This window comes from Hafnia psychrotolerans, from assembly GCF_014639435.1.
In the GTDB taxonomy this organism is placed as follows: Bacteria; Pseudomonadota; Gammaproteobacteria; order Enterobacterales; family Enterobacteriaceae; genus Ewingella; species Ewingella psychrotolerans.
In genome coordinates, this window is record NZ_BMFZ01000016.1 from 19,116 (window position 1) to 41,812 (window position 22,697).

22 protein-coding genes are annotated in these 22,697 nt (G+C 51.5%); 16 read left to right on the top strand and 6 right to left on the bottom strand.

The genetic code is table 11. The annotated features are described in order from the left end of the window. Positions 1–20 precede the first annotated feature (20 nt). Positions 21–1,454 (top strand): 6-phospho-beta-glucosidase, encoded by a 1,434-nt coding sequence (locus IEV89_RS20560; RefSeq protein ID WP_188475378.1) that lies wholly within the window; start codon positions 21–23, stop codon positions 1,452–1,454. A gap of 131 nt (positions 1,455–1,585) precedes the next feature. Here IEV89_RS20560 and rraB read toward each other — a convergent pair whose 3' ends face one another. Further along, on the bottom strand, positions 1,586–2,029 hold the full coding sequence (gene rraB, locus IEV89_RS20565; protein ID WP_188475379.1) for a ribonuclease E inhibitor RraB: 444 nt from the start codon (positions 2,027–2,029) through the stop codon (positions 1,586–1,588). 294 nt (positions 2,030–2,323) lie between these two features. On the opposite strand from rraB, the gene argF reads away from it, so the two are divergent. Further along, the gene (argF, locus tag IEV89_RS20570; protein WP_188475380.1) at positions 2,324–3,331 is read left to right on the top strand and encodes an ornithine carbamoyltransferase; all 1,008 of its coding nucleotides are present in this window, start codon (positions 2,324–2,326) and stop codon (positions 3,329–3,331) included. Between the two features lie 196 nt (positions 3,332–3,527). Continuing rightward, positions 3,528–5,291 (top strand): alpha-amylase family glycosyl hydrolase, encoded by a 1,764-nt coding sequence (locus tag IEV89_RS20575; RefSeq protein WP_188475381.1) that lies wholly within the window; start codon positions 3,528–3,530, stop codon positions 5,289–5,291. On the opposite strand, the gene IEV89_RS20580 is transcribed toward IEV89_RS20575, so the two are convergent. Beyond that, the gene (locus IEV89_RS20580) at positions 5,281–5,742 is read right to left on the bottom strand and encodes a NanQ anomerase/TabA/YiaL family protein (protein WP_188475382.1); all 462 of its coding nucleotides are present in this window, start codon (positions 5,740–5,742) and stop codon (positions 5,281–5,283) included. The two genes, IEV89_RS20575 and IEV89_RS20580, sit on opposite strands and share 11 nt — an antisense overlap. Positions 5,743–6,162: 420 nt before the next feature. Between IEV89_RS20580 and pyrB the strand changes: the two genes are divergently transcribed. The 7 genes from pyrB to IEV89_RS20615 all read left to right on the top strand — a co-directional run bounded on the left by pyrB (position 6,163) and on the right by IEV89_RS20615 (position 12,298). Beyond that, the gene (gene pyrB, locus IEV89_RS20585; protein ID WP_188475383.1) at positions 6,163–7,098 is read left to right on the top strand and encodes an aspartate carbamoyltransferase; all 936 of its coding nucleotides are present in this window, start codon (positions 6,163–6,165) and stop codon (positions 7,096–7,098) included. Between the two features lie 18 nt (positions 7,099–7,116). Next, a complete protein-coding gene (gene pyrI / locus IEV89_RS20590; RefSeq protein WP_188475384.1) occupies positions 7,117–7,581 on the top strand; it encodes an aspartate carbamoyltransferase regulatory subunit in 465 nt (154 codons plus the stop codon). Between the two features lie 84 nt (positions 7,582–7,665). Continuing rightward, a complete protein-coding gene (gene ridA / locus IEV89_RS20595) occupies positions 7,666–8,052 on the top strand; it encodes a 2-iminobutanoate/2-iminopropanoate deaminase (RefSeq protein ID WP_188475385.1) in 387 nt (128 codons plus the stop codon). Between the two features lie 288 nt (positions 8,053–8,340). Beyond that, complete coding sequence (locus tag IEV89_RS20600; RefSeq protein WP_188475386.1) at positions 8,341–9,807, top strand: circularly permuted type 2 ATP-grasp protein; 1,467 nt, start codon at positions 8,341–8,343, stop codon at positions 9,805–9,807. Next, positions 9,801–10,745, top strand: a complete 945-nt coding sequence (locus tag IEV89_RS20605) for an alpha-E domain-containing protein (RefSeq protein WP_188475387.1) — start codon at positions 9,801–9,803, stop codon at positions 10,743–10,745. Before IEV89_RS20600 ends, IEV89_RS20605 begins: the two co-directional genes overlap by 7 nt. Next, positions 10,745–11,539, top strand: a complete 795-nt coding sequence (locus tag IEV89_RS20610) for a transglutaminase family protein (protein WP_188475388.1) — start codon at positions 10,745–10,747, stop codon at positions 11,537–11,539. Before IEV89_RS20605 ends, IEV89_RS20610 begins: the two co-directional genes overlap by 1 nt. Before the next feature lie 30 nt (positions 11,540–11,569). After that, positions 11,570–12,298: a proteasome-type protease gene (locus tag IEV89_RS20615; RefSeq protein ID WP_188475389.1), complete on the top strand. Its 729-nt coding sequence runs from the start codon at positions 11,570–11,572 to the stop codon at positions 12,296–12,298. A gap of 13 nt (positions 12,299–12,311) precedes the next feature. Here IEV89_RS20615 and IEV89_RS20620 read toward each other — a convergent pair whose 3' ends face one another. The 4 genes from IEV89_RS20620 to uxaC all read right to left on the bottom strand — a co-directional run bounded on the left by IEV89_RS20620 (position 12,312) and on the right by uxaC (position 17,483). Further along, complete coding sequence (locus tag IEV89_RS20620) at positions 12,312–12,872, bottom strand: YgjV family protein (protein ID WP_188475390.1); 561 nt, start codon at positions 12,870–12,872, stop codon at positions 12,312–12,314. 108 nt (positions 12,873–12,980) lie between these two features. Next, positions 12,981–14,462 (bottom strand): UxaA family hydrolase, encoded by a 1,482-nt coding sequence (locus IEV89_RS20625; protein WP_188475391.1) that lies wholly within the window; start codon positions 14,460–14,462, stop codon positions 12,981–12,983. A 10-nt stretch (positions 14,463–14,472) separates the two neighbouring features. Beyond that, positions 14,473–15,924: a tagaturonate reductase gene (locus tag IEV89_RS20630; RefSeq protein ID WP_188475392.1), complete on the bottom strand. Its 1,452-nt coding sequence runs from the start codon at positions 15,922–15,924 to the stop codon at positions 14,473–14,475. Between the two features lie 146 nt (positions 15,925–16,070). Further along, complete coding sequence (gene uxaC / locus IEV89_RS20635; protein ID WP_188475393.1) at positions 16,071–17,483, bottom strand: glucuronate isomerase; 1,413 nt, start codon at positions 17,481–17,483, stop codon at positions 16,071–16,073. 457 nt (positions 17,484–17,940) lie between these two features. Between uxaC and IEV89_RS20640 the strand changes: the two genes are divergently transcribed. The 6 genes from IEV89_RS20640 (at position 17,941) to IEV89_RS20665 (ending at position 22,697) form a co-directional block, all read left to right on the top strand. Next, positions 17,941–19,233, top strand: coding sequence for an MFS transporter (locus IEV89_RS20640; protein ID WP_188475394.1), 1,293 nt, complete (start codon positions 17,941–17,943; stop codon positions 19,231–19,233). A 212-nt stretch (positions 19,234–19,445) separates the two neighbouring features. Then, complete coding sequence (gene exuR / locus IEV89_RS20645) at positions 19,446–20,240, top strand: transcriptional regulator ExuR (protein ID WP_188475395.1); 795 nt, start codon at positions 19,446–19,448, stop codon at positions 20,238–20,240. Between the two features lie 407 nt (positions 20,241–20,647). After that, positions 20,648–21,331, top strand: coding sequence for a DedA family protein (locus IEV89_RS20650; RefSeq protein ID WP_188475396.1), 684 nt, complete (start codon positions 20,648–20,650; stop codon positions 21,329–21,331). Positions 21,332–21,342: 11 nt separating this feature from the next. Beyond that, a complete protein-coding gene (mzrA, locus tag IEV89_RS20655; RefSeq protein WP_229746548.1) occupies positions 21,343–21,714 on the top strand; it encodes an EnvZ/OmpR regulon moderator MzrA in 372 nt (123 codons plus the stop codon). Positions 21,715–21,865: 151 nt separating this feature from the next. After that, complete coding sequence (locus IEV89_RS20660) at positions 21,866–22,243, top strand: DUF1090 domain-containing protein (protein WP_188475398.1); 378 nt, start codon at positions 21,866–21,868, stop codon at positions 22,241–22,243. Positions 22,244–22,391: 148 nt separating this feature from the next. Continuing rightward, a complete protein-coding gene (locus IEV89_RS20665; RefSeq protein WP_188475399.1) occupies positions 22,392–22,697 on the top strand; it encodes an ElaB/YgaM/YqjD family protein in 306 nt (101 codons plus the stop codon).

A 22,697-nucleotide genomic window follows, 5' to 3' on the forward strand; every position in this document is an offset into this window, starting at 1 on the left:
CCGCATCAAGGGAGAAAAAAATGAGTCATCAGTTACCGAAAGATTTCTTATGGGGCGGCGCCGTCGCGGCACACCAGGTTGAAGGCGGTTGGAATAAAGGCGGCAAAGGCGTCAGCATCTGTGACGTGCTTTCCGGCGGCGCGCACGGCGTTGACCGCGTGATGACCGACGGCGTGCTGGAAGGCTACAGCTACCCGAATCACGAAGCCGTGGATTTCTATTCACACTACAAAGAAGACATCGCGCTGTTCGCCGAGATGGGCTTCAAATGCTTTCGCACCTCGATTGCCTGGACGCGCATTTTCCCGAATGGCGACGAATTACAGCCAAACGAAGCCGGGCTGCAATTCTACGATGACATGTTTGATGAGCTGCTGAAACACAACATCGAACCCGTGATCACCCTCTCCCACTTTGAGATGCCATGGCATCTGGTGAAAGAATACGGCGGCTGGAAAAACCGTCAAGTGGTGGATTTCTTCGTGCGCTTTAGCCAGGTAGTCATGGAACGCTACAAGGGCAAAGTGAAGTACTGGATGACCTTCAACGAGATCAACAACCAGCGCAACTGGAAGTATCCGTTGTTCGGTTATTGTTGCTCCGGTGTGGTTTACACCGAGCAGGAAAATCCGGAAGAAACCCTGTATCAGGTGTTGCATCACCAGTTCGTGGCCAGCGCCAACGTGGTCAAACTCGGCCACCAGATCAACCCGGATTTCCAGATCGGCTGTATGATCGCCATGGTGCCGCTCTACCCGTTCTCCTGCCATCCGGACGACGTGATGTATTCCGTCGAAGCGATGCATGAACGCTTCCTGTTCAGCGACGTCCATATGCGGGGCTACTACCCGGCGTATGCGCTGAAAGAGTGGGAACGTCGCGGGTTCAACATCAAAATGGAAGATGGCGATTTGCAGGCGCTGCGCGAGGGCTGCGCGGATTACATCGGCCTGAGTTATTACATGAGCAACGCGATTTCTGCACAGAATCCGAGCGATGATAACGGCCTGTCCGGTTTCGCGGGCAGCGTACCGAATCCGCACGTCAAAGCCTCCGACTGGGGCTGGCAGATTGACCCGGTTGGCCTGCGTTATTCGCTGAACGTACTTTACGAACGTTATCAGAAACCGCTGTTTATCGTTGAAAACGGCTTCGGCGCGATCGACAAAGTGGCTGACGACGGCATGGTTCACGATGATTACCGCATTGCTTATCTGAAAGCCCACATCGAGCAGATGAAAAAGGCCGTGCTGGAAGATGGCGTGGACCTGATGGGCTATACGCCTTGGGGCTGCATCGACTGCGTGTCCTTCACCACCGGCGAATACAGCAAACGCTACGGCTTTATTCACGTCGACAAGAACGATGACGGCACTGGCACCATGGCGCGGTCACGTAAGCAGAGTTTTGAATGGTACAAGAAAGTCATTGGCAGCAATGGCGACGTGCTTTAATCAGGCAGCACAAGCCGGTTAGTGTAACGTCTGTAGATGCCAGGATACTGGCTCTCTGAGCCGCAAACCGCATGAAAAAGGCCGCCAGAAATGGCAGCCTTTTTTCAATTCAGTGCAGAAATATGCGATGATTAATGACGCTTACCGTCATCATCTTCGTCAACTAACTCGCCTTCCTCACCTTCTTCTTCATCGCCTTCTTCGCCGTCTTCATCTTCGTCGTCGCCTTCGAAGTAAGTTCCCCAACCGTCGTAGTTCACACCTTGGGTTTCGGCCAGATTCATCAGCTGTTCAACCTGTACGTCAATTTGTTCGGCATTCAGCGCAATTTCGCTGATCACGTCGCAGCACATGACGGTCGTACCATCTTCAACTTCCAACTCTTCCGCGTCGGTCACTTCGTAGCCCAATTTGAAAGCTTCAACCGCTGCTTTCTCCAGAACGTCGAAGTTCTCTGAAGATAAGTGGTGTTCAATAGTATAAAGCGCGTCAGGATCGCTGCCATCTTCCAGCAGTTCCTCGATGATTAAGCGGGTTTCTTCACGTTGTTCTTCTAGCAATTCACGATTTGCCATGCCTCAGTCCTCAATCAATTTGACGTATATTGCCGCCATTTTCACACAGCACGAGGCAAGCCTCCACTACATACCCAAAATAATTCACGTTTCGGGAAGGCAGCAAGCGAAGGGCTCCAGGTGAGCTGACATAAGTCAGTGACTCGGGTGAGTCAGTGTAGCCAACGCATCGGCAACGTGAAGTATGAAGGGGATAAACAACAAAGTTTTTACGTCGGGGTTGTAATTGCATATTCATACATATAAATTGAATTTATATTCATCATGAAATGCGAAAAATTAGAGAGGAACACCATGAGTCTTTTGAGTAAACGTCATTTTCTCAGGTTACTGGATTTTACCCCATCGGAAATTGCATCCCTTCTCCAGCTCTCTGCCGAGTTAAAAGCCGCGAAGAAAAACGGTACAGAGAAAGCCCACCTGCAAGGAAAAAACATCGCGCTCATCTTCGAAAAAGACTCAACCCGTACCCGATGCTCTTTCGAAGTTGCCGCTTATGATCAGGGCGCAAACGTGACTTACCTCGGCCCAAGCGGCAGTCAGATCGGCCATAAAGAGTCGATGAAAGACACCGCACGCGTGCTGGGACGGATGTACGACGGTATTCAGTATCGCGGTTTCGGTCAGGACAAAGTCGAAATGCTGGCAGAGTTCGCCGGTGTGCCGGTCTGGAACGGCCTGACCAACGAATTTCACCCGACGCAACTATTGGCCGACCTGCTGACAATGCAGGAGCAACTGCCAGGCCAGCCGCTGAAAGGCATGAAACTTGCCTATCTGGGCGATGCACGAAACAATATGGGCAATTCACTGCTGGAAGCTGCCGCGCTGTGCGGTCTGAATTTACGTCTGGTGGCACCGACGGCCTGCTGGCCAGATGCCGAGTTGGTCGCGACCTGCCAACATCTGGCTCAGGAGAATGGCGGCACGATCTTGCTGACTGAAGATATTGCTACCGGCGTCAAAGACGCCGACTTCTTGTACACCGACGTCTGGGTGTCGATGGGGGAGCCCAAAGAGACCTGGAAAGAGCGCATCAACTTACTGCGTGCCTATCAGATCAACAGCGCGATGCTGTCCCTGACCGGTAACCCTCAGGTGAAATTTCTGCATTGCTTGCCCGCGTTCCATGATGACCAAACGACCCTCGGCAAACAGATGGCCGAAGAGTATGGTCTGCACGGCGGCATGGAAGTCACCAATGACGTGTTCGAGTCCCCGCACAGCGTGGTGTTTGATCAGGCTGAAAACCGCTTGCACACCATTAAAGCGGTGATGGTCGCCACGCTGGGTTCACTCTAAGCCCACGATGATCCGATGCTTGCTTTGTCGCGCATCGGGTCATTTTTGGCGGAGGATCGTCTCACTCGCTTTTACATAATATTGCAGTTTTTCACCGAGTATCCCCGCCAAAATGCCGGTTTTTCAACTAACCTTTTAAAAAAGCACGCCTTCTTTTGCCGTTTTCAGGCGAAGGGGTAAAAAAAAGGGCATCGTGATGAAATCAGTGAATTTGGAATACGTTCTGCGCCTGGAAAGTTTATTGAGCCGGATATATCCCAGGGAACACATTGCCGATCTGTTGAAGAAAATTCTCCATCTGGCAGAGAAATGGAATTACGGTAAACACCAAACCACCCGTTGGGTCGATGGCACCAATATTTATCTCATCACCTATGGCGATAATATTACCCACGGTGAACAACCACCGCTCAAGACCCTTAACCACTTCGCAGACAGGTATTTACGTGAAATCATCAGTGATATTCACATTCTGCCGATGTATCCCTACAGCTCCGACGACGGCTTCAGCGTCATCGATTATCACCGCATTGACGAACACCTTGGCGGTTGGTCCGATATTCATCAGCTCTCCACCCATTTCAACTTGATGTTCGACTGCGTGATCAACCACATCTCACGCTCCAGCGATTGGATGAAAGGCTATCTGCACGACGACCCCTATTACAAAGATTACTTTATCAGCGCTAATCCCGGGCTGGATTACAGCCGCGTCGTCCGCCCTCGCGCGTCGTCGTTACTGACTCCCTTTATTAAAGCCGACGGCACAGAGCTGTATCTGTGGACCACCTTCAGCGAAGACCAGGTCGACATCAATTTCAAAAATCCGCAGATATTGCTGGAGAGCATTGATGTTCTGTTGCAATACGCCGCCAGCGGCGGGCAGTCGATCCGCCTCGATGCGATTGGCTATATTTGGAAAGAGGCCGGTACCCGCTGTATCCACATGCCGCAGGCGCACAATATCATCAAAGTGTGGCGAACAATTCTGGATGAAGTGATCCCCGGCACCCGGCTCATCACCGAAACCAACGTGCCGCATCACGAAAACATCAGCTATTTTGGTGAGGGCGATGAAGCACATATGGTGTATCAGTTCCCACTTCCGCCGCTCACGCTGCATGCTTTTTTGCGTCAGGACACCACAACGCTGACGAAATGGGCGCAAGGCCTGAACGCCGAAGCGCGCTATCCAGAAACGACTTATTTCAATTTTTTGGCCAGCCATGACGGCATCGGGCTGCGTCCGACCGAAACCTTCCTCAACGATGATGAACGCAAATATATGGCGCAGGAGACGCTGCGTAAAGAGGGCCGCGTCTCTTACAAAGACAACGGTGACGGCACGCACTCGCCGTATGAGCTCAATATTAACTTCCTCAGCGCACTGACTGAGCCAGATGATGACATCGACATGAAGGCGCGCAAATTCCTTGCCGCGCAGGCGCTGTTGCTGTCGTTTATTGGCGTGCCGGCGATTTATATTCACAGCTTGCTGGGCAGCGAAAACGATCTGGACGGTATGCACCAGTCAGGGATTAACCGCCGTATAAACCGTAAGAAACTTAAACTCGACGAGTTGGAGGCGGAGCTGCAAAAAACTGACAGCCTGCGCGCACGTGTCTTTTTTGGGTTGAATGCGTTGATTAAACACCGCCGCGAGCACCCGGCGTTTTCACCGCAGGCAGGCCAGCGGGTATTTGATTTAGGAAAATCACTGTTCGCGATGGAGCGTTATGATCCGCAGACCGAAGACCGCATTACCTGCGTCTTTAATATTAGCAGCCAGTCTCAACCGGTGAAACTGGCCGTGGAGGGCAAAGATTTGATTGGTGGGGAAGCTTTCACCGGCCAGATGCGCCTGCAACCCTGGCAGGTCATTTGGATTAAGCACAAACTAAAAGCCCCGGAACGCCTTGGCCGTCTGCGCCGCTGGCGGATGAAAATCTTTAAGCGTTAACCAATATTTTTACTACCGCTTTGCGCACGTTGGCCGGTTCGCCCACAGCACACAGGGGTTTATGGACTTCGCCGGGATAGAACACCACGAAATCACCAGTCTGCATCACGATGGTTTTTTCCTGCTCACCGGCGGGTAAAAACGCGATGTCTTTGTCGGCCAGCCAGTCGGTATCGACGTTACCAGCGGGCAGATTACTGAACGTCATGCCTTCGGTGCCGTTAAGAATAATTTGAATATCCAGATAGCGGGCGTGAAACTCTGCACGCCGCACAGCTTTTGGCTCGGTAGTGTCATTGGAGATCAGCACAAAAGCTTCATTACCGCGGATATCATGTTTGCCGAGCGGCGTTTCAGCGGTGATGTGCTGCTTGACATACTCGATGGCGTCACGCAGTTCGGCAGGCAGGTAAGGCACCAAATGCAATTGATGAATATTTCCGGTTAGCATGGTTTTCCCTTCTCCAGGATAAAATGAAATGGTGTTTCAATGTTATGCCATAATAACGCCCCAACAGGCAACATCGCATGATCCCGTTAACATTTTTTGTCTCAATCTGGGTCCGAAGGCAATCGATTAGCTGCGTATGATTTTTCCGCTTGATGTCGACAATCACGGGCGTATAATGCGCGACAATTTGCCGGGAGAACCCATGAACAATCGACAGGTTTGCTGTGTTCAAAAACAATCACAAAACACCGTGCCAGAAGGCAGTCCGCTGCCGTTGTTCTTCCGTTGCATTGCCGATCTGATGAAAGCCCCTTATTAAAGGGGCTTTTTTTTGTCCAGAATTCGAGAGTTTATTTAAATATACCCAAAGTTATTGGCGTTGCAGCGCGGCGGCAAGGACGAGGGGACAGGAGAGTAGCAATGGCTAACCCGCTATACCAAAAACACATTATCTCAATCAACGATCTCAGCCGTGAAGAATTGGAACTGGTACTGGACACCGCTGCCAGCCTGAAAGCCCAGCCACAGCCTGAATTATTGAAACATAAAGTGATCGCCAGCTGTTTCTTCGAAGCCTCCACGCGTACTCGTTTATCGTTCGAAACGTCGATCCATCGACTGGGTGCATCGGTGGTCGGTTTCGCTGACGGATCCAACACATCGCTCGGTAAAAAAGGCGAAACGCTGGCCGACACCATTTCAGTCATCAGCACTTACGTCGACGCCATCGTAATGCGTCACCCGCAGGAAGGCGCGGCGCGTCTGGCCACCGAGTTCTCCAGCGGCATTCCGATCCTCAATGCCGGTGACGGCGCCAATCAGCATCCGACGCAAACGCTGCTTGATCTGTTCACTATCCGAGAAACCCAAGGCCGTCTCGACAATATCAAGATTGCCATGGTCGGTGACCTGAAATATGGCCGCACCGTTCATTCTCTCGCTCAGGCGTTAGCGAAATTCCAGGGCAACCGCTTCTACTTTATCGCCCCCGATGCGCTGGCGATGCCGGGCTACATTCTCTCCCTGCTAAAAGAGAAAGGCATTGAATACAGCCTGCATGAGAGCATTGATGACGTCGTGCCGGAGCTGGATATTCTCTATATGACTCGGGTACAAAAAGAGCGTTTGGATCCGTCCGAGTACGCCAATGTCAAAGCCCAGTTTGTTCTGCGCGCCGCCGACCTGGCCGGTGCCCAGGCCCATATGAAAGTGCTGCATCCGCTGCCACGCATTGATGAAATTACGCCCGACGTTGATAAAACCCCTTATGCCTGGTATTTCCAGCAGGCCGGCAATGGCATATTCGCCCGCCAGGCCTTACTGGCGCTGGTACTCAACGCCGACACTGCACAATAAACTTGAGGAGAAAATAATATGACTCACGATAATAAACTTCAGGTTGAAGCCATTAAATGCGGCACGGTGATTGACCATATTCCCGCGCAAATCGGTTTCAAATTGCTGTCGCTGTTTAAACTCACCGAGACCGATCAGCGTATTACCATCGGTCTGAATCTGCCGTCCAACGAGCTGGGACGCAAAGACATTATTAAGATAGAGAACACTTTCCTGACCGAGCAGCAGGTCAACCAACTGGCGGTCTATGCGCCGAAAGCCACGGTCAATCGTATCGACGATTATGAAGTGGTGAAGAAATTGATGCCTACCCTGCCGGAACGTATCGAAGGCGTATTGCACTGCCCGAACAGTAATTGCATCAGCCGCTCCGAACCCGTGGCGTCAAGTTTTGCCGTGAAACAGCGTCAGGGCGACGTCCATCTGCAATGCAAATATTGCGAGAAAGAGTTCGAGCATCACGTGGTAATGAATAACGACTGACGTGATCGGGCGTAATGACTTTTCATCTCTGCCCTTTATACTGGGGCAGGTTTTAAATTCTAATAACTCAAATCAGGAGACAACATGTCCCGCGAAATCAGCACTGAAAATGCCCCCGCTGCCATTGGTCCTTACGTTCAGGGCGTTGATCTTGGTAGCATGATCATCACGTCCGGTCAGATCCCGGTGGATCCGAAAACTGGCACCGTTGCCGATGACATCGCCGCTCAGGCGCGCCAGTCGCTGGAAAACGTTAAAGCCATCGTTGAAGCGGCTAACCTGAAGGTCTCAGACATCGTGAAAACGACGGTTTTCGTGAAAGATCTGAACGATTTTGCAACCGTCAACGCCACCTATGAAGCCTTCTTCACCGAGCACAACGCGCCGTTCCCGGCACGCTCATGCGTCGAAGTGGCACGTCTGCCAAAAGACGTAAAAATCGAAATAGAAGCCATCGCTGTTCGTCGTTAATCCGAACCCAGCGCATTGATCAGGTCAGCCTTCCGGCTGGCCTTTTTTTTGCCTTCTTCCCTACGCTGGCGATTGCCTCATCAAAGACCATACTTAATAAACGTCGCGTTTTTTTGCCCCCAATTCAGGCAAGTCGTTGGCGTTACGCACCGAAATAGCGCGTGATGGCTGATTTTCAGGCCTGTTTCCGCCGTTTATGCACGCTGGCACACTTTGTGCGTGTTCTTTTTGTGACGTAAAAAAAATCCCTGAAAAAACGAAACAGCCCGACCTGTCATTGAGGTGAATATGATCAACATCGACCTTTCCGATTCACCCTTTTTTGATGAAATGTTAATGGCTGAAGGGCAACATCGCAGCCATTATGAGGCTTACTGGCAGTGGTTACAGAAGGCCGACCAACAGGCCGTCCAGCGCAAGAAAGAAGAAGCGGCGCTGTTGTTTCACCGGGTGGGTATCACGTTTAATGTGTATGGCGAAGACGACGGTGCCGAGCGGCTGATTCCGTTCGACAGCGTGCCGAGAATTATTCCTGCTAACGAGTGGAAAATGCTGGATCTGGGGATCCGCCAGCGTGTTCAGGCACTGAACGCTTTTCTGCATGATATTTACCACGATCAGAACATCATTAAGGCTGGCATCGTCCCTGCCGAACAGGTGCTGACAAACGATCAGTATCAGCCGTGTATGCAAGGTATCGACCTGCATCGTGACACCTACGCACACATTGCAGGAACTGACATGGTGCGCGGCGGTGATGGCGAGTATTACGTTCTGGAGGACAACCTGCGCACGCCGTCCGGTGTGTCGTACATGCTGGAAAACCGTAAAATGATGATGCGCCTGTACCCGGAATTATTCTCCGAACAGCGTATTGCACCGGTTTCCCGCTACCCTTCCCATCTGTTACAAACTCTGCGCGAAAGTACACCGGTCAATGATCCGACCGTCGTCGTGCTGACACCGGGCCGTTTTAATAGCGCCTATTTCGAACACAGTTTTCTGGCTCAGCAAATGGGGGTCGAGCTGGTGGAAAGCGTCGACCTGTATGTTAAAGACGGCGCTGTCTTTATGCGCACCACATCTGGCCCGTGTAAGATCGATGTCATTTACCGCCGCCTTGATGATGCTTTCCTCGACCCGCTGGCTTTTCGCGCTGACTCCATGCTCGGCGTACCGGGTCTGCTGTCGGTCTACCGCGCCGGTGGCGTGGTGCTGGCCAATGCGATTGGCACTGGCGTTGCCGATGACAAATCCATTTACCCTTACGTGCCGGAGATGATCCGTTTTTATCTCTCCGAAGAGCCGATCCTCAACAATGTCCCAACCTGGCAATGCCGTGACAAAAAAGCCCTCTCTTTTGTGTTGGCGAATCTGGAAAAAATGGTGGTGAAAGAGGTTCACGGCGCGGGGGGCTACGGCATGCTCATTGGCCCGACAGCCAGTCTTGCGGAGATCGCCCGTTTTCGCGATCTGCTTAAGGCACGTCCTGAAAATTATATCGCTCAGGAGACGCTGGCACTTTCCACCTGCCCGACGTTCGTTGATAGCGGTTTGGCACCGCGTCACATCGATCTGCGTCCTTTCGCGCTGACCGGCGCAGAGATCCGCCTGGTGCCCGGTGGTTTAACGCGCGTAGCGCTGGAGGATGGGTCACTGGTGGTCAACTCATCACAAGGTGGCGGAACCAAAGACACCTGGGTGTTAGAAGATGAGCCGGTAGAGGAAAACAGTGCGGAGGACGACGTATGCTAAGCAGAACTGCCAGTGAGTTGTACTGGATGGCGCGTTATCTGGAACGCGCCGAAAACATTGCCCGTCTGCTCGACGTCACAAACAAGTTGTCGATGATGTCGATCAGCGATCACACCCAACTGAACGACGATCAAAACGATCTGATGGTTCCGCTAACGCTCACTGGCACACAGACGCTGTTCAGTGAGCACTATTCTCAGCTCACCATGGGCAATCTGCTCAATTTTTTTGCCCTGGATAACGTCAACCACAGCAGTATTTTCAGTTGCATGCAGATGGCGTGGAATAACGCCCATGCCGTGCGCGGTAGTTTGTCATCAGAGGTGTGGGAGAGCATTAACGCGTCGTGGATTGAAATGAAGTCGATCCGCCGTCAGGGCGTGGCTTCGCTCGGCGCTGATGCCTTTTTCGACTGGGTTAAAGAGCGTTCGCACCTGTTTCGAGGCGCGATGTTTGGCACGTTACTGCGCAGCGATGCGCTGAATTTCATTCGTCTCGGCACGATGCTTGAACGAGCTGACAGCACGGCACGATTGCTGGATGTCACCCATCAGTTGCTCGATGCCGATGAAGACCCGGTGCGGGAATACTACCGAATGGACACGCTGTTGCGGGCAGTGAGCGCACGCGAAGCTTTTCATACGCTCTACAAACAGCAGATCAGCCGCGAGACCATCTCCGAACTGCTGATCTTGCGGGGCGAATTACCGCGCTCACTGCTGGCCTGCGTGGAGATTATGGCCGAGCAGCTCGAACTGATTGGCGGCACTTCGGGCAATTTGCCGCGCCGACGAGTGCATACACTGCATGCTGAGCTGCGCTTCACCACGTTGGATGAAATCATGGCTGAGGGCCTGACTGAATGGCTGACGCAGTTCCTCGACAAAACCAGCGCCATTGCAGAGAGCATTCACCAAACTTATCTGGAGGCACAATAATGAAACTGAATGTGAGTCATCAGACGCATTACACCTATGCGCAACAGGTCAAACGCAGCACGCAATACCTGCGCCTGACCCCGCAGGACTCCAGCCATCAAAAGATTTTATCGTGGGATCTGACGCTACCGGAATATGCTACCCGCACGCTGGATGCCTATGGGAATGTGCTCCATGTGCTGACCTTAGACCAACCCCATCAGGCGATCACTATCGAAGCCAATGGCGTGGTGGAAATAGAAGACAATATGGAAGACGACAATTGCGGGCATTTATCGCCGCTGGTCTTTCTACGCACCAGCCCGCTGACCCATGCGGACGGTGCGATCCGTGACTTCGCCGGCCGCTATTACCGCCCACAAGCTCAACATGAGAGTCTGTGTACGCTCATGGGCGAACTGCTGCTGAAAATGCCCTACAGTCCTGGGACGACCACAGTAAAAGACAGCGCTTCGCAGGCATTTTCCGCGCAACAGGGTGTCTGTCAGGATCACACCCATGTCTTTCTGGCCTGTTGCCGCAGTCTGGGCATTCCGGCCCGCTACGTCAGTGGTTATCTCTACAGCGAGGACTCGACGCACGTCGCCATGCATGCGTGGGCCGAAGCCTGGCTCGATGACTGCTGGCAGAGCTTTGATGTGACCAACAATACCTGTCAGCCCAATCAGCATTTGAAACTGGCTATCGGTATCGATTATCTTGATGCATGCCCGGTTCGCGGCATCCGATTAGGCGGAGGATGTGAAGATATGCACACCGTCGCGGCGGTTCATATGCTCGATATACCGCAATAACCCAGACTCACTGAAAAGGTAGATATTTCTATGACTTACTGTGTGGCCATGCGCTTGTCCTCTGGCCTGGTTTTTGTCTCAGACTCGCGCACTAATGCCGGAGTGGACCATATTTCCACGTTCCGCAAACTGCATATTTTTCATCAGAGTGATGAAAGAATGCTGGTGATTCAGAGTGCCGGAAATCTGGCGACCACACAGAGCATCATCAGTCTGCTGCACCGGCGCTGTCTTGATCCTGAACGTGAGAACGTGTTGAATGCGGCGTCGATGTATGACGTCGCCAGCCTGCTGGGAGAAACAGTACGCGAGGTGATTGCCCGCGACAGCGGTGCCAATCAGGGCAGCATGACTGATTTCAGTTGTAATTTACTGCTCGGCGGTCAGATCAAGGGGGATGGATTGCGGTTGTTCCATATTTATCCGCAGGGGAATTTCATCGAAGCGACGCATGACACTCCCTACTTTCAGATCGGCGAAAGCAAGTATGGCAAACCCATTATTGACCGGGTGCTCACCTACAACACGCCGCTTGAACAGGCGATGCAGTGTGCATTGATTTCGATGGATTCCACTCTGCGCAGCAATCTGTCGGTCGGTTTACCGCTAGATGTGATGATTTACCCGGCAGACAGCTACAGTTCCGTACAGCAGCACCGCATTACCGAGACACACCCGTACTTCGCTATGATCAGTAAAGGCTGGGGCGAAGGCCTGCTCAGTATTTTCGGCCAACTACCGCCGCTGAAGCTGGATTAGACACCCGTTGAGATCAGGGCTTTTTCTTCACCGCGTTCTCCACAGCGAAAGGGTCAATACCCTGACGTTGTAGGTGGCGAAAACGCAGAATATTGTAGCCATTCATCAGCAAGAAGCTGCCCTCGATCAGTGAACCGCCGATCGAACCAAGCCAGACATTATGAATGACCCAGCAACAGGTGGAACCCCACATGATGCATCGGGTCTTCAACCCGCTGGTGCGGAAGAGTGCCCAGGTGCTGGCTACCGTACCGACGATTGGCAGCAACTCCATCAGGTGTTTGGCTTTGCCGATGCCAAGGATAAGCGTCAGAGCGATAAAGACCACCATCACCCACTGGTTGCGTGTTTTAAGGGTGATCAGAGTACGGACAGCGTTGAGCAAGGCGCTCATGCCAGCTGGATTGGCGCCCATTAACAGAAAATGAACGCCAATAATGGCGCTATAGGCGGAGAGTTGCTGTTTAAAACGGCGATCATTGCGGTTGAAGAACATCGTAATACCGACAAAAAATGCCAGTACGCCAACGCCCTGCGCAAACCAGATGTAGTGCGCGTTCCAGAAGTCACTCATGGGTAAAAAAAGTCATCGTTGACATCATTATCTCTAGCCAGTCGGAAGAAAATTCACGGCGTTTAATAAATTGAAACACCGTTTCATCTTAATCCTAAAGCTCAGTCACTACAATGTAACGCCGCTTTTAAAAATCGCCAGTTCGCGGAAATCATTCAGTTCGTTTCGAGACAGTTTGCCGTCAGCAATGTCGACAATCAGATCAACAAATTCGCCGAGCAGATCGTCCATCGGGACACCGTGAATGAGTTTTCCTGCGTCGAAGTCAATCCAGTGCGGTTTCTTGGCCGCCAGTTCGCTGTTGGTCGCCAGTTTCACCGTCGGAACAAAACCGCCGTAAGGCGTACCGCGCCCGGTGCTGAACAGAACCATATGGCAACCGGCACCCGCCAGCGCGCTGGTAGCCACCGCGTCGTTACCTGGCGCACTGAGCAAGTTAAGGCCGTGACGGGACAGGCGTTCACCATACTTGAGAACGTCCACCACCGGACTTTGACCGGCTTTCTGGGTACAACCGAGCGATTTTTCTTCCAGCGTAGTAATCCCACCGGCTTTGTTGCCCGGCGACGGATTCTCGTAAATCGGCTGATTGTGCTCGATAAAATACTGTTTGAAGTCATTCACCATATGAACAGTTTTTTCAAAGGTCTGCTCGTCGCGACAACGGCTCATCAAGATACGCTCTGCACCAAACATTTCCGGGACTTCCGTCAGTACGCTAGTGCCGCCGTTAGCAATCACATAGTCGGAAAAACGTCCGAGTAGCGGGTTGGCTGTAATGCCAGACAAGCCGTCTGAGCCGCCGCATTCCAGACCAAACTTCAGCTCACTGAGCGTGCCTGGTTCACGCTGATCCTGGCGCATCACCGCGTAAAGTTCACGCAGGCGCTCCAGCCCAGCTTCCACTTCGTCATCAAATTTTTGCAGCGTCATGAAGCGCACGCGTTCGTCGTCGACTTCTCCCAGCGTGTCGCGGAACACATCCACCTGATTGTTTTCACAACCCAGACCAATCACCAGAACCGCACCAGCATTTGGGTGGCGCACCATGTTTTGCAACATGGTGCGGGTATTGATGTGGTCATCACCCAGTTGAGAACAACCAAATGGATGTGTGAACAAATAGACGCCGTCGGTGCCTTCAGCCTGATTGGTTTCTTTCAGAAAGCGTTGCTGAATCTGCTTAGCAATCCCGTTGACGCAACCGACAGTCGGGATAAGCCACAGTTCGTTACGGATACCCACCAAACCGTTCTTACGGCGATAAATCTGCACATCGCGATCGGGCATTTGCGGGGGAAGTTCGACGAACTCCGGCTGATATTGGTACTGGTCCAGATCGCTGAGATTGGTTTTGGCATTCTGCGAATGAATATGCTCACCGACGGCAATGTCCATCAGCGCATGACCGATAGGCAGGCCATATTTGATGATGTTCTGTCCGGCAGCGATGGGTTTTATCGCAAATTTATGCCCACGCACGACCGCCTGAAGCAGCATAACACCGGCTTCGGTTGGCTCGCCGGACTCAAGATCCTGCAGGGCCACGGCGACATTATCAGCGGGATGGATCTGTATGATGCTATGCATAATCAACCTCTTAACTGTAAGCCGCGAGTGCATCACGCATGCCACGGTCCTGAATTGCCTGTAACTGTTCGGTCACTTTTTCATTCAGACCGGGCACAGTATTCAGGTCAAGCCCCCAATGCTGTTCATCAGCGAGGGCCGTTTCCACCAGGCTACTTAGGGTAAGTTCACCACGGCGGACTTCACTCCACAGTGAAGAAAACAGGCTCAGCCACTGGGCGTCATCCTGTAATGGGAATATTTCGCCGTTACGCTCACCTCGATAAAACGCCAGCAACGCGGCCAGCGCAAAGGTTAAACGTGGTGGTAATAGGCCATTCTTCTGCTGGCTGGCCAGTAGCTGCGGCAGAATACGGGTACGGAATTTGGTCATGCCGTTAAGAGCAATCGACAGCAACTGATGCTGAATAAACGGGTTGCGGAAACGGCTCAATACCGCCTGCGCAAATGACGCCAGTTCGGCTTGCGGCAAGTTCAGCACCGGTGAGATCTCTTCGGCGATCGCCAGTTCAACAAAGCGGCTGATTTGTGGGTCATTCATCGCTTCGCCTACCGTGTCCAGCCCGGCAAGAAATGCCACTGGCACCAGAGCGGTATGTGCACCGTTGAGGATAGCCACTTTGCGTTCTTTGTAGGGTTTGATGTCATCAACCAACAGGATATTCAGCGGCAGTTTGTCCAGACGCAGTTCCTGCGCCAGACTTTTCGGTCCCTGAATAACAAACAAGTAGAAGTGTTCAGCACTGTCGAAGAAACTGTCCTGATAACCCAGCTCGGTCTGCAGGCTATCGACTTCACTGCGCGGATAGCCGGTCACAATGCGATCCACCAGCGTCGAACAGAAGGTGTTATGCGCGAGCAGCCACTGGTTGAAAGCCGCAGGCAAGGCCCACTCACTCGCATAACGCTGCACCAGTTCCAGCAGTTTCTCACCGTTGTAGTCGATCAGTTCGCACGGCAGCAGTACCCAACCTTTATCAGTTGCACCGGCAAAATGCGTGAAGCGTTCGAACAGCAAGCGGGTCAGTTTAGCCGGGAAACTGGCCGGTGGGGCATCGTCAAAACGATCGCCTTCCACGTAGCTGATACCCGCTTCGGTGGTGTTGGAGAAAACAAAACGGATGTCCGGATTATGCGCCAGCGCCAGATAGTCATCGAACTGATGGTAAATATCGATTTCACGATTCACTGAGCGGATCACGCGCGTATCTCGCACGCGGTCACCTTGCTCATTCAGGCCACTGATGATGGTGGTGTAAAGGCCATCCTGTTCATTCAGTGAAGGCGGGAAATCACTGTTGATCGGGCGCACAATCACGATACCGGCATTCAGATCAGTATGTTCGTTTAGCAGATCAATCTGCCAGTCCACAAACGCACGCAGGAAATTGCCTTCACCAAACTGAATGATTTTTTCCGGAAAATCACGTCCGGGGAAATCACGACGGTTTAACCTTTGCATCTCACACTCACCTTAAATTTACGCAAACGCCGGTCTTTGAAAGCGGTTCACGCCCCATCACCGTCGTGTTCAGAAGAAATTATTGATCTGGATAATAATTTTTTAGGCTCCGCCGGGCGCGGCACACCACACCCGGCGCGTTTTACTCAGTTCAATTTAATGGCGAAATACTCTTTCGCATTATCGAAACAGATGTTCTTAACCATGTTGCCCAACAGCGCCATATCATTGGGCGCTTCGCCATCTTCTACCCAGCGGCCAATCATCTGGCACAGGATGCGGCGAAAATATTCATGACGTGTATAGGACAAGAAACTACGGCTGTCGGTCAGCATCCCCACGAAGCGGCTCAGCAAGCCCAGATTAGCGAGCTGCGTCATCTGGCGCTGCATGCCGTCTTTTTGATCGTTGAACCACCAGCCAGCACCAAACTGAATCTTGCCCGGCATCCCTTCGCCCTGGAAGTTACCGACCATGGTGCCGATGACCTCGTTATCACGCGGATTAAGGCAGTACAGAATCGTTTTTGGTAAACCGCCGGCCATGCCCTGCGCACCGAGCAATTTGGACAGTGGTTCTGCCAGCGGTTGGTCATTAATGGAGTCGAAGCCCACGTCTGCACCGATCAGGTGGAACATGCGGGTATTGTTATTACGCAACGCACCGATGTGGTACTGCTGTACCCATTCACGGCGTTGATATTCTGAAGCCAGATAAAGCAGCACGCCGGTTTTAAACTGGGCGATTTCTTCTTTGTTGGGCATCGTGCCGCTCAGGCGACGGGATAAAATACCGTCCAGCGTTGCATCATCAGCTTCGCCATACACCACAACGTCCAGCGCATGGTCGGACACTTTGCAACCATGCGCTGCGAAGTGGTCCAGACGCTTTTTCAGTGCATCACATAGATCGCTGAAGCGGGTAATGGAGACGTCGGCGGTCGCTTCCAGTTTCTTCATGTAATCATTGAAGCTCTCAGCTTCAATGTTGAAAGCTTTGTCCGGGCGCCAGCTTGGTAACACTTTGACGTCAAAATGGGTGTCCTGAGCCACGGCTTGGTGATGTTCCAGCGAATCGATTGGGTCGTCGGTGGTACCGACCAATTTCACGTTCATCTGTTTCATGATGCCGCGCGCGCTGAAGCTCTTCTGCGCCAGCAATTCGTTGCCGCGATCCCAGATTTCCGACGCTGTCGTCGGTGACAGTAATTTACCGGTAATGCCAAACGGACGGCGAAGTTCAAGATGCGTCCAGATATAGAGCGGATTACCTATGGTATGTGGAACGGTCGCAGCCCAGGCATCAAACTTCTCACGATCGCTGGCATCACCGGTACACATGCGTTCAGGCACACCATTGGTACGCATGGCACGCCATTTATAGTGATCACCTTTCAGCCAAATGTCATACATGTTCTTGAATTGATAGTCCTGCGCGATCTGTTCCGGCGGCAGGTGACAGTGGTAGTCAAAAATCGGCTGGTCTTTTGCATAGTCATGATAAAGCCGACGCGCGGTCTCGCTGTCGAGCAGGAAATCTTCGGTTAAAAACTGCGCCATCTTAGGTTCCTCACCTTGAATTCGTTTCTGGTTATCGCTTGCTGATGCGAAGTTATCACACCAATTAAAGTCATCGTCCAGCACTATTTAACACCTTTACAGGACTAGACAATGTTACAGACATCATAAAAAAATCATTATCACGTTGAAAATAATCAAATTACTTAATTCATCACATTGATATCTATTATCCATACATTCTTAATGTGTTTTTGTGATGTCATTCAAATTTTAAATCTGTATGACAAGTTATCTTTAGCTCGCCCCAACAAAAGCGTGAGTGAAGACCTGCCACATCACTCACGCTTTTGTCCGGGACACTGGGGTAACAAAAGCAGGGTAGCCAAATAACGCACTTATTAGCAGCACATTGAGCCCCGCCCTAAGCGGCGGCGCTCAATGTGCTGCGGCCGCAAACATGCCGCCAATGCCGGATTATTTATTGGGAGAGAGTTAAATGGGTAAGATCAAAGGGTTACGCTGGTACATGATCGGACTGGTAACAGTCGGTACTGTATTAGGCTATTTAACACGTAACGCCATAGCTGCTGCAGCACCGACGCTGATGAGCCAACTCAACATTAGCACTCAGCAATATTCTTATATTATCGCCGCCTATTCCGCTTGCTATACCATCATGCAGCCGGTTGCCGGTTACATCCTTGATGTCATGGGCACGAAAGTCGGTTATGCCATGTTTGCTATCATGTGGGCGCTGTTTTGTATGGCGACGGCATTGGCCAGCAGCTGGGGCGGTCTGGCGATTGCCCGCGGTGCGGTCGGTATGGCCGAAGCGGCGATGATCCCGGCCGGCCTGAAAGCCAGCAGCGAATGGTTCCCAGCCAAGGAACGCTCGATTGCCGTCGGCTACTTTAACGTCGGTTCTTCTATCGGCGGGATGATTGCGCCACCGCTGGTTGTCTGGTGCATTCTCGTGCACAGCTGGCAACTTGCTTTCATTATTACCGGTGCCCTCAGCCTGGTCTGGGCTATTTGCTGGTTAGTGTTCTACAAACACCCTAAAGACCAGAAGAAACTCAGCGAAACTGAACGCGAATATATTCTTGGTGGACAGGAAGCACAGCATCAGACCACCAACGGCAAGAAAATGTCTGCCTGGCAGATCTTGCGTAACCGCCAGTTCTGGGGTATTGCGCTGCCACGTTTCCTGGCCGAGCCAGCCTGGGGGACATTCAACGCCTGGATCCCTCTGTTTATGTTCAAAGCCTATGGCTTCGACCTGAAACACATCGCCATGTTTGCCTGGATGCCAATGCTCTTTGCAGACTTAGGCTGCGTCGTCGGTGGGTATCTGCCGCCACTGTTCCAGAAATATTTCAAGGTTAACCTGATCGTCTCACGCAAAATGGTCGTCACTATGGGGGCAGTATTGATGATTGGCCCCGGAATGATTGGCCTATTCACCAGCCCTTACGCGGCGATTGCTTTGCTGTGCGTCGGCGGATTTGCACACCAGTCACTTTCCGGTGCGTTGATCACTCTCTCTTCAGACGTGTTTGGCCGTAACGAAGTCGCCACCGCCAACGGACTGACGGGGATGGCAGCATGGACAGCCAGCACAATGTTTGCTCTGGTAGTAGGTGCTCTGGCCGATACCTTGGGCTTCAGTCCGCTGTTTGCTGCGCTTTCAGTGTTCGATCTGCTAGGTGCCATCGTCATCTGGACCGTTCTGCAGAATCGTTCAGCGGTGGAACCTCTCGCTCAGCCTTTGCAACCCGCAAAAATCTAATATCTCTATTTAGCCCGGAAAATAATCCGGGCTTTTTCGTTTTGATCACTTTAATGGCGATTTCTGCCAGGTCTTCGACGGTGCAACCGTCTTGCGTTCCTCGTATACTGGTATAACAAGTTTCACCCCGGCAGGCGATGTACCCGGGTGAATGATCGCTGTCATTCAACGAATTTTTATCGCTTCCGTTTACATCAATGAAGAGTAAATCCATGGAACCTACTGAAACCAGACGTCTGTATCAACAACTGGCAGCCACGCTTAAGGAGAGAATTGAGGGTGGCGTTTATCCCGTCGGCGAAAAATTACCGGCCGAGCGCCTGATTTCGGAAGAGATGAACGTCAGCCGCACTGTGGTGCGTGAAGCGATAATCATGCTAGAGGTAGAGGGTTATGTTGAAGTGCGTAAGGGTTCCGGCATTCATGTGATGTCCAACCAGCAAAAGCATCTGGTTATGACCGACAGCAGCCTGGAATTTGGCGAAGCCGGTCCATTCGAGCTATTACAAGCGCGCCAACTGATAGAAAGTAATATTGCTGAATTTGCCGCCACACAGGTGACCAAACAAGACATCATACGTTTGATGGAAATTCAGGAACAAGCCCGTCAGGAAGACCGCTTCCGCGATTCCGAGTGGGATCTGAAGTTCCACGTTCAGGTGGCGCAATCCACGCAGAACAGCGCGATGGCGAGCATTGTCGAGAAGATGTGGAGTCAGCGCCGCCAGAATCCTTATTGGCGCAAGTTGCACGAGCATATCGACGCGAAGTCGATCGAAAGCTGGTGCGAAGATCATGACGAGATCCTCAAGGCGCTGATCCGCAGGGATCCACATGCGGCCAAACTGGCGATGTGGCAGCATCTGGAAAATACCAAGCAAATGCTGTTCCGTGCCACCAGCGATGATTTCGAGTTCAATGTCGATCGCTATCTCTATTCCGAAAATCCGGTCGTCCACCTTGATAGCCCCGCGCTGCATCTCTCTTCTACGACGAACAACAAATAACGCCCCATGTTCACAGCAGGCTATTTTTCACAGCCTGCTGATTTCCACAAACAACGCCGCACTCTCTGGATTTAATCCGCTTCCTGAAATGAACGTTTCTAAATAAAAGTTTTCTTAAATAAAAGATTCTGAAAAAATATTTCCACGATTCCTGTCAGCCCACTGTCGAGTTGTGTCAGCGAGTGTAAAAGCACGACCTGACGGGGGTAGCACGCTTATATCATTCGGTTTTAACCGCTATATTTATCTGTCTCAGCGTCGGGGGGTTTGTTACAATTCGCCCACTTCTGTTCCCCTTACCGCCATGGAAAGGCGTACTTATCGGCCGGGTTATTCTGCGTTGAGCCTTACTGCTCCGTATTCATTCTGGTCGGTTAACTGAAAATTATGGAGTTTCGCTAAAGTACATGGAAATCATTAGTTCACTCATTGATGCCCTCTGGCAACAAGATTACGAAACCCTGGCCAACCCTTCGATGGTTTGGACACTGTATATCATTCTATTTTTGATTATTTTTCTGGAAAATGGCCTGCTCCCCGCGGCTTTTCTTCCTGGTGACAGCCTATTGATTCTGGTGGGCGTCCTGATCGCAAAAGATGCTATGGGCTTCCCGTTGACTATTTTCCTGCTGACGACGGCTGCCAGTCTGGGCTGCTGGCTAAGTTATATTCAGGGAAAATGGCTGGGGAATACGCGAGTGGTGCAAGGCTGGCTGGCCCATCTCCCGGTGCAATATCACGAACGTGCACACAACCTCTTCCACAAACATGGCCTGTCTGCATTGCTGGCGGGTCGCTTTCTGGCGTTTGTTCGCACATTGCTGCCCACCATTGCCGGGTTGTCAGGGCTCAATAATGCCCGTTTCCAATTCTTCAACTGGATAAGCGGCTTGCTGTGGGTGCTGATCCTGACAACATTCGGCTACTTTATCGGTAAAACCCCGTTTTTCCTTAAATACGAAGATCAACTGATGAACGGCCTTATGTTGTTGCCGTTATTGCTGTTGGTTGGCGGTTTAGGTGGCTCATTACTGTTGCTGTGGCGTAAAAAACAAGCTGACCGTCTAAAAAAAGGCAATAAAGCGCCGTGAGAATCATGTTGATGAAACGCTCAATATTGTGGCCAGTCACATTGCTGAGCCTGCTGCTGGTTGCAACCATTGTGGGGTTCGCTTTCTCACACATGCCTCATTCAAGCAATGCCCTGCAGCTACGCCCTTCCCGTGCTGGCGTGGTCATGCCCGATGGTTTTTATGTCTATCAGAGTCTGAGTCAACGCGGCATTCGCATTCAAAGTATTACCTCGGAAGAGGATGGTCTGATTGTGGCGCTGGATTCCAGCGAACAGCGCATTCTGGCAGAGCATGCCTTGCAGGACATTTTTCCCATGGGATTCTCGGTCAAACGTTGTGAACCGCCAAAGCGTCATCTCTGGGTACAAAAAATCACTCGTGACCAGTTGAAACTCGGCTGACGCCCTTCGCGCTTTCGGAATCCTCCCTTAAGCGTTTCTAATATTCGCTGGTATAATCTCATCTGTAATACTCGACGTATTATACGCATCACTCAAGGCGCTCTATGGAAGATGCGCCCCGCGTTTCATAATGACTAAGGAAGACCCTCTCATGAAATGGCATTTATTCACACTGACCGTGCTACCCGTTCTCGCGTTTTCCAGCGCTGTTTTTGCTGCACCGCAACCCGAAAGTTGTTTGACTAAACAGCAGGAAATTCAAACGCAGCTTGATTATGCTTACCAGCATAATAATAAAAATCAGATCAGCGGATTACAGAAAGCCCTTAGCGAAAACAAAGCGCATTGTACCGATGCAGGCCTGAAGGCTGAAAATGCACGCCACGTCGCCGAAAAAAAGCATAAAGTTAAGCAACGTGAATATGAGCTGAAAGAAGCTCAAACAAAGGGTGATAATAATAAGATCGCCCAGAAACAGAAAAAACTAGACCAAGCCAAGTCTGAATTACAAGAAGCACAGGGCCAGTAACCCCTTTGTATCAATACAGATTTTTAACGGTACATGGCGGATTGTTTTATCCCTTACTGAGTTGCTATTCACCTATTCATAGTTGCGCTCAGCCAGATATCCGCTATGTTAAAAGTTCGCATCAGTTAACGTATGGAGTGACTTAAAGATGGCTAATAACACCACATCAGAACATCTGCGCGCAGAACTTAAATCATTGGCAGATACCCTGGAAGAAGTACTTCACACTTCTACTGACAAGCCCAAAGCTGAACTCGACAAGCTACGTGGCAAAGCAGAAAACCTGCTGAAAGATGCCCGTTCACGCCTGAGTGATACCGGCGACAAGCTCGCACATCATTCAAAAGAAATCGCGGACCGTGCTGACGATTACGTTCATGATAAACCCTGGACTGGCATTGGTATTGGTGCTGCCGTCGGCGTAGTGATTGGCGTCCTGTTAGCTCGCCGCTAA

Coding starts and splice junctions, on each gene's coding strand:
- IEV89_RS20560 (WP_188475378.1), top strand. CDS start 21: ATGAGTCATCAGTTACCGAAAGATTTCTTATGGGGCGGCGCCGTCGCG.
- rraB (WP_188475379.1), bottom strand. CDS start 2,029: ATGGCAAATCGTGAATTGCTAGAAGAACAACGTGAAGAAACCCGCTTA.
- argF (WP_188475380.1), top strand. CDS start 2,324: ATGAGTCTTTTGAGTAAACGTCATTTTCTCAGGTTACTGGATTTTACC.
- IEV89_RS20575 (WP_188475381.1), top strand. CDS start 3,528: ATGAAATCAGTGAATTTGGAATACGTTCTGCGCCTGGAAAGTTTATTG.
- IEV89_RS20580 (WP_188475382.1), bottom strand. CDS start 5,742: ATGCTAACCGGAAATATTCATCAATTGCATTTGGTGCCTTACCTGCCT.
- pyrB (WP_188475383.1), top strand. CDS start 6,163: ATGGCTAACCCGCTATACCAAAAACACATTATCTCAATCAACGATCTC.
- pyrI (WP_188475384.1), top strand. CDS start 7,117: ATGACTCACGATAATAAACTTCAGGTTGAAGCCATTAAATGCGGCACG.
- ridA (WP_188475385.1), top strand. CDS start 7,666: ATGTCCCGCGAAATCAGCACTGAAAATGCCCCCGCTGCCATTGGTCCT.
- IEV89_RS20600 (WP_188475386.1), top strand. CDS start 8,341: ATGATCAACATCGACCTTTCCGATTCACCCTTTTTTGATGAAATGTTA.
- IEV89_RS20605 (WP_188475387.1), top strand. CDS start 9,801: ATGCTAAGCAGAACTGCCAGTGAGTTGTACTGGATGGCGCGTTATCTG.
- IEV89_RS20610 (WP_188475388.1), top strand. CDS start 10,745: ATGAAACTGAATGTGAGTCATCAGACGCATTACACCTATGCGCAACAG.
- IEV89_RS20615 (WP_188475389.1), top strand. CDS start 11,570: ATGACTTACTGTGTGGCCATGCGCTTGTCCTCTGGCCTGGTTTTTGTC.
- IEV89_RS20620 (WP_188475390.1), bottom strand. CDS start 12,872: ATGAGTGACTTCTGGAACGCGCACTACATCTGGTTTGCGCAGGGCGTT.
- IEV89_RS20625 (WP_188475391.1), bottom strand. CDS start 14,462: ATGCATAGCATCATACAGATCCATCCCGCTGATAATGTCGCCGTGGCC.
- IEV89_RS20630 (WP_188475392.1), bottom strand. CDS start 15,924: ATGCAAAGGTTAAACCGTCGTGATTTCCCCGGACGTGATTTTCCGGAA.
- uxaC (WP_188475393.1), bottom strand. CDS start 17,483: ATGGCGCAGTTTTTAACCGAAGATTTCCTGCTCGACAGCGAGACCGCG.
- IEV89_RS20640 (WP_188475394.1), top strand. CDS start 17,941: ATGGGTAAGATCAAAGGGTTACGCTGGTACATGATCGGACTGGTAACA.
- exuR (WP_188475395.1), top strand. CDS start 19,446: ATGGAACCTACTGAAACCAGACGTCTGTATCAACAACTGGCAGCCACG.
- IEV89_RS20650 (WP_188475396.1), top strand. CDS start 20,648: ATGGAAATCATTAGTTCACTCATTGATGCCCTCTGGCAACAAGATTAC.
- mzrA (WP_229746548.1), top strand. CDS start 21,343: ATGAAACGCTCAATATTGTGGCCAGTCACATTGCTGAGCCTGCTGCTG.
- IEV89_RS20660 (WP_188475398.1), top strand. CDS start 21,866: ATGAAATGGCATTTATTCACACTGACCGTGCTACCCGTTCTCGCGTTT.
- IEV89_RS20665 (WP_188475399.1), top strand. CDS start 22,392: ATGGCTAATAACACCACATCAGAACATCTGCGCGCAGAACTTAAATCA.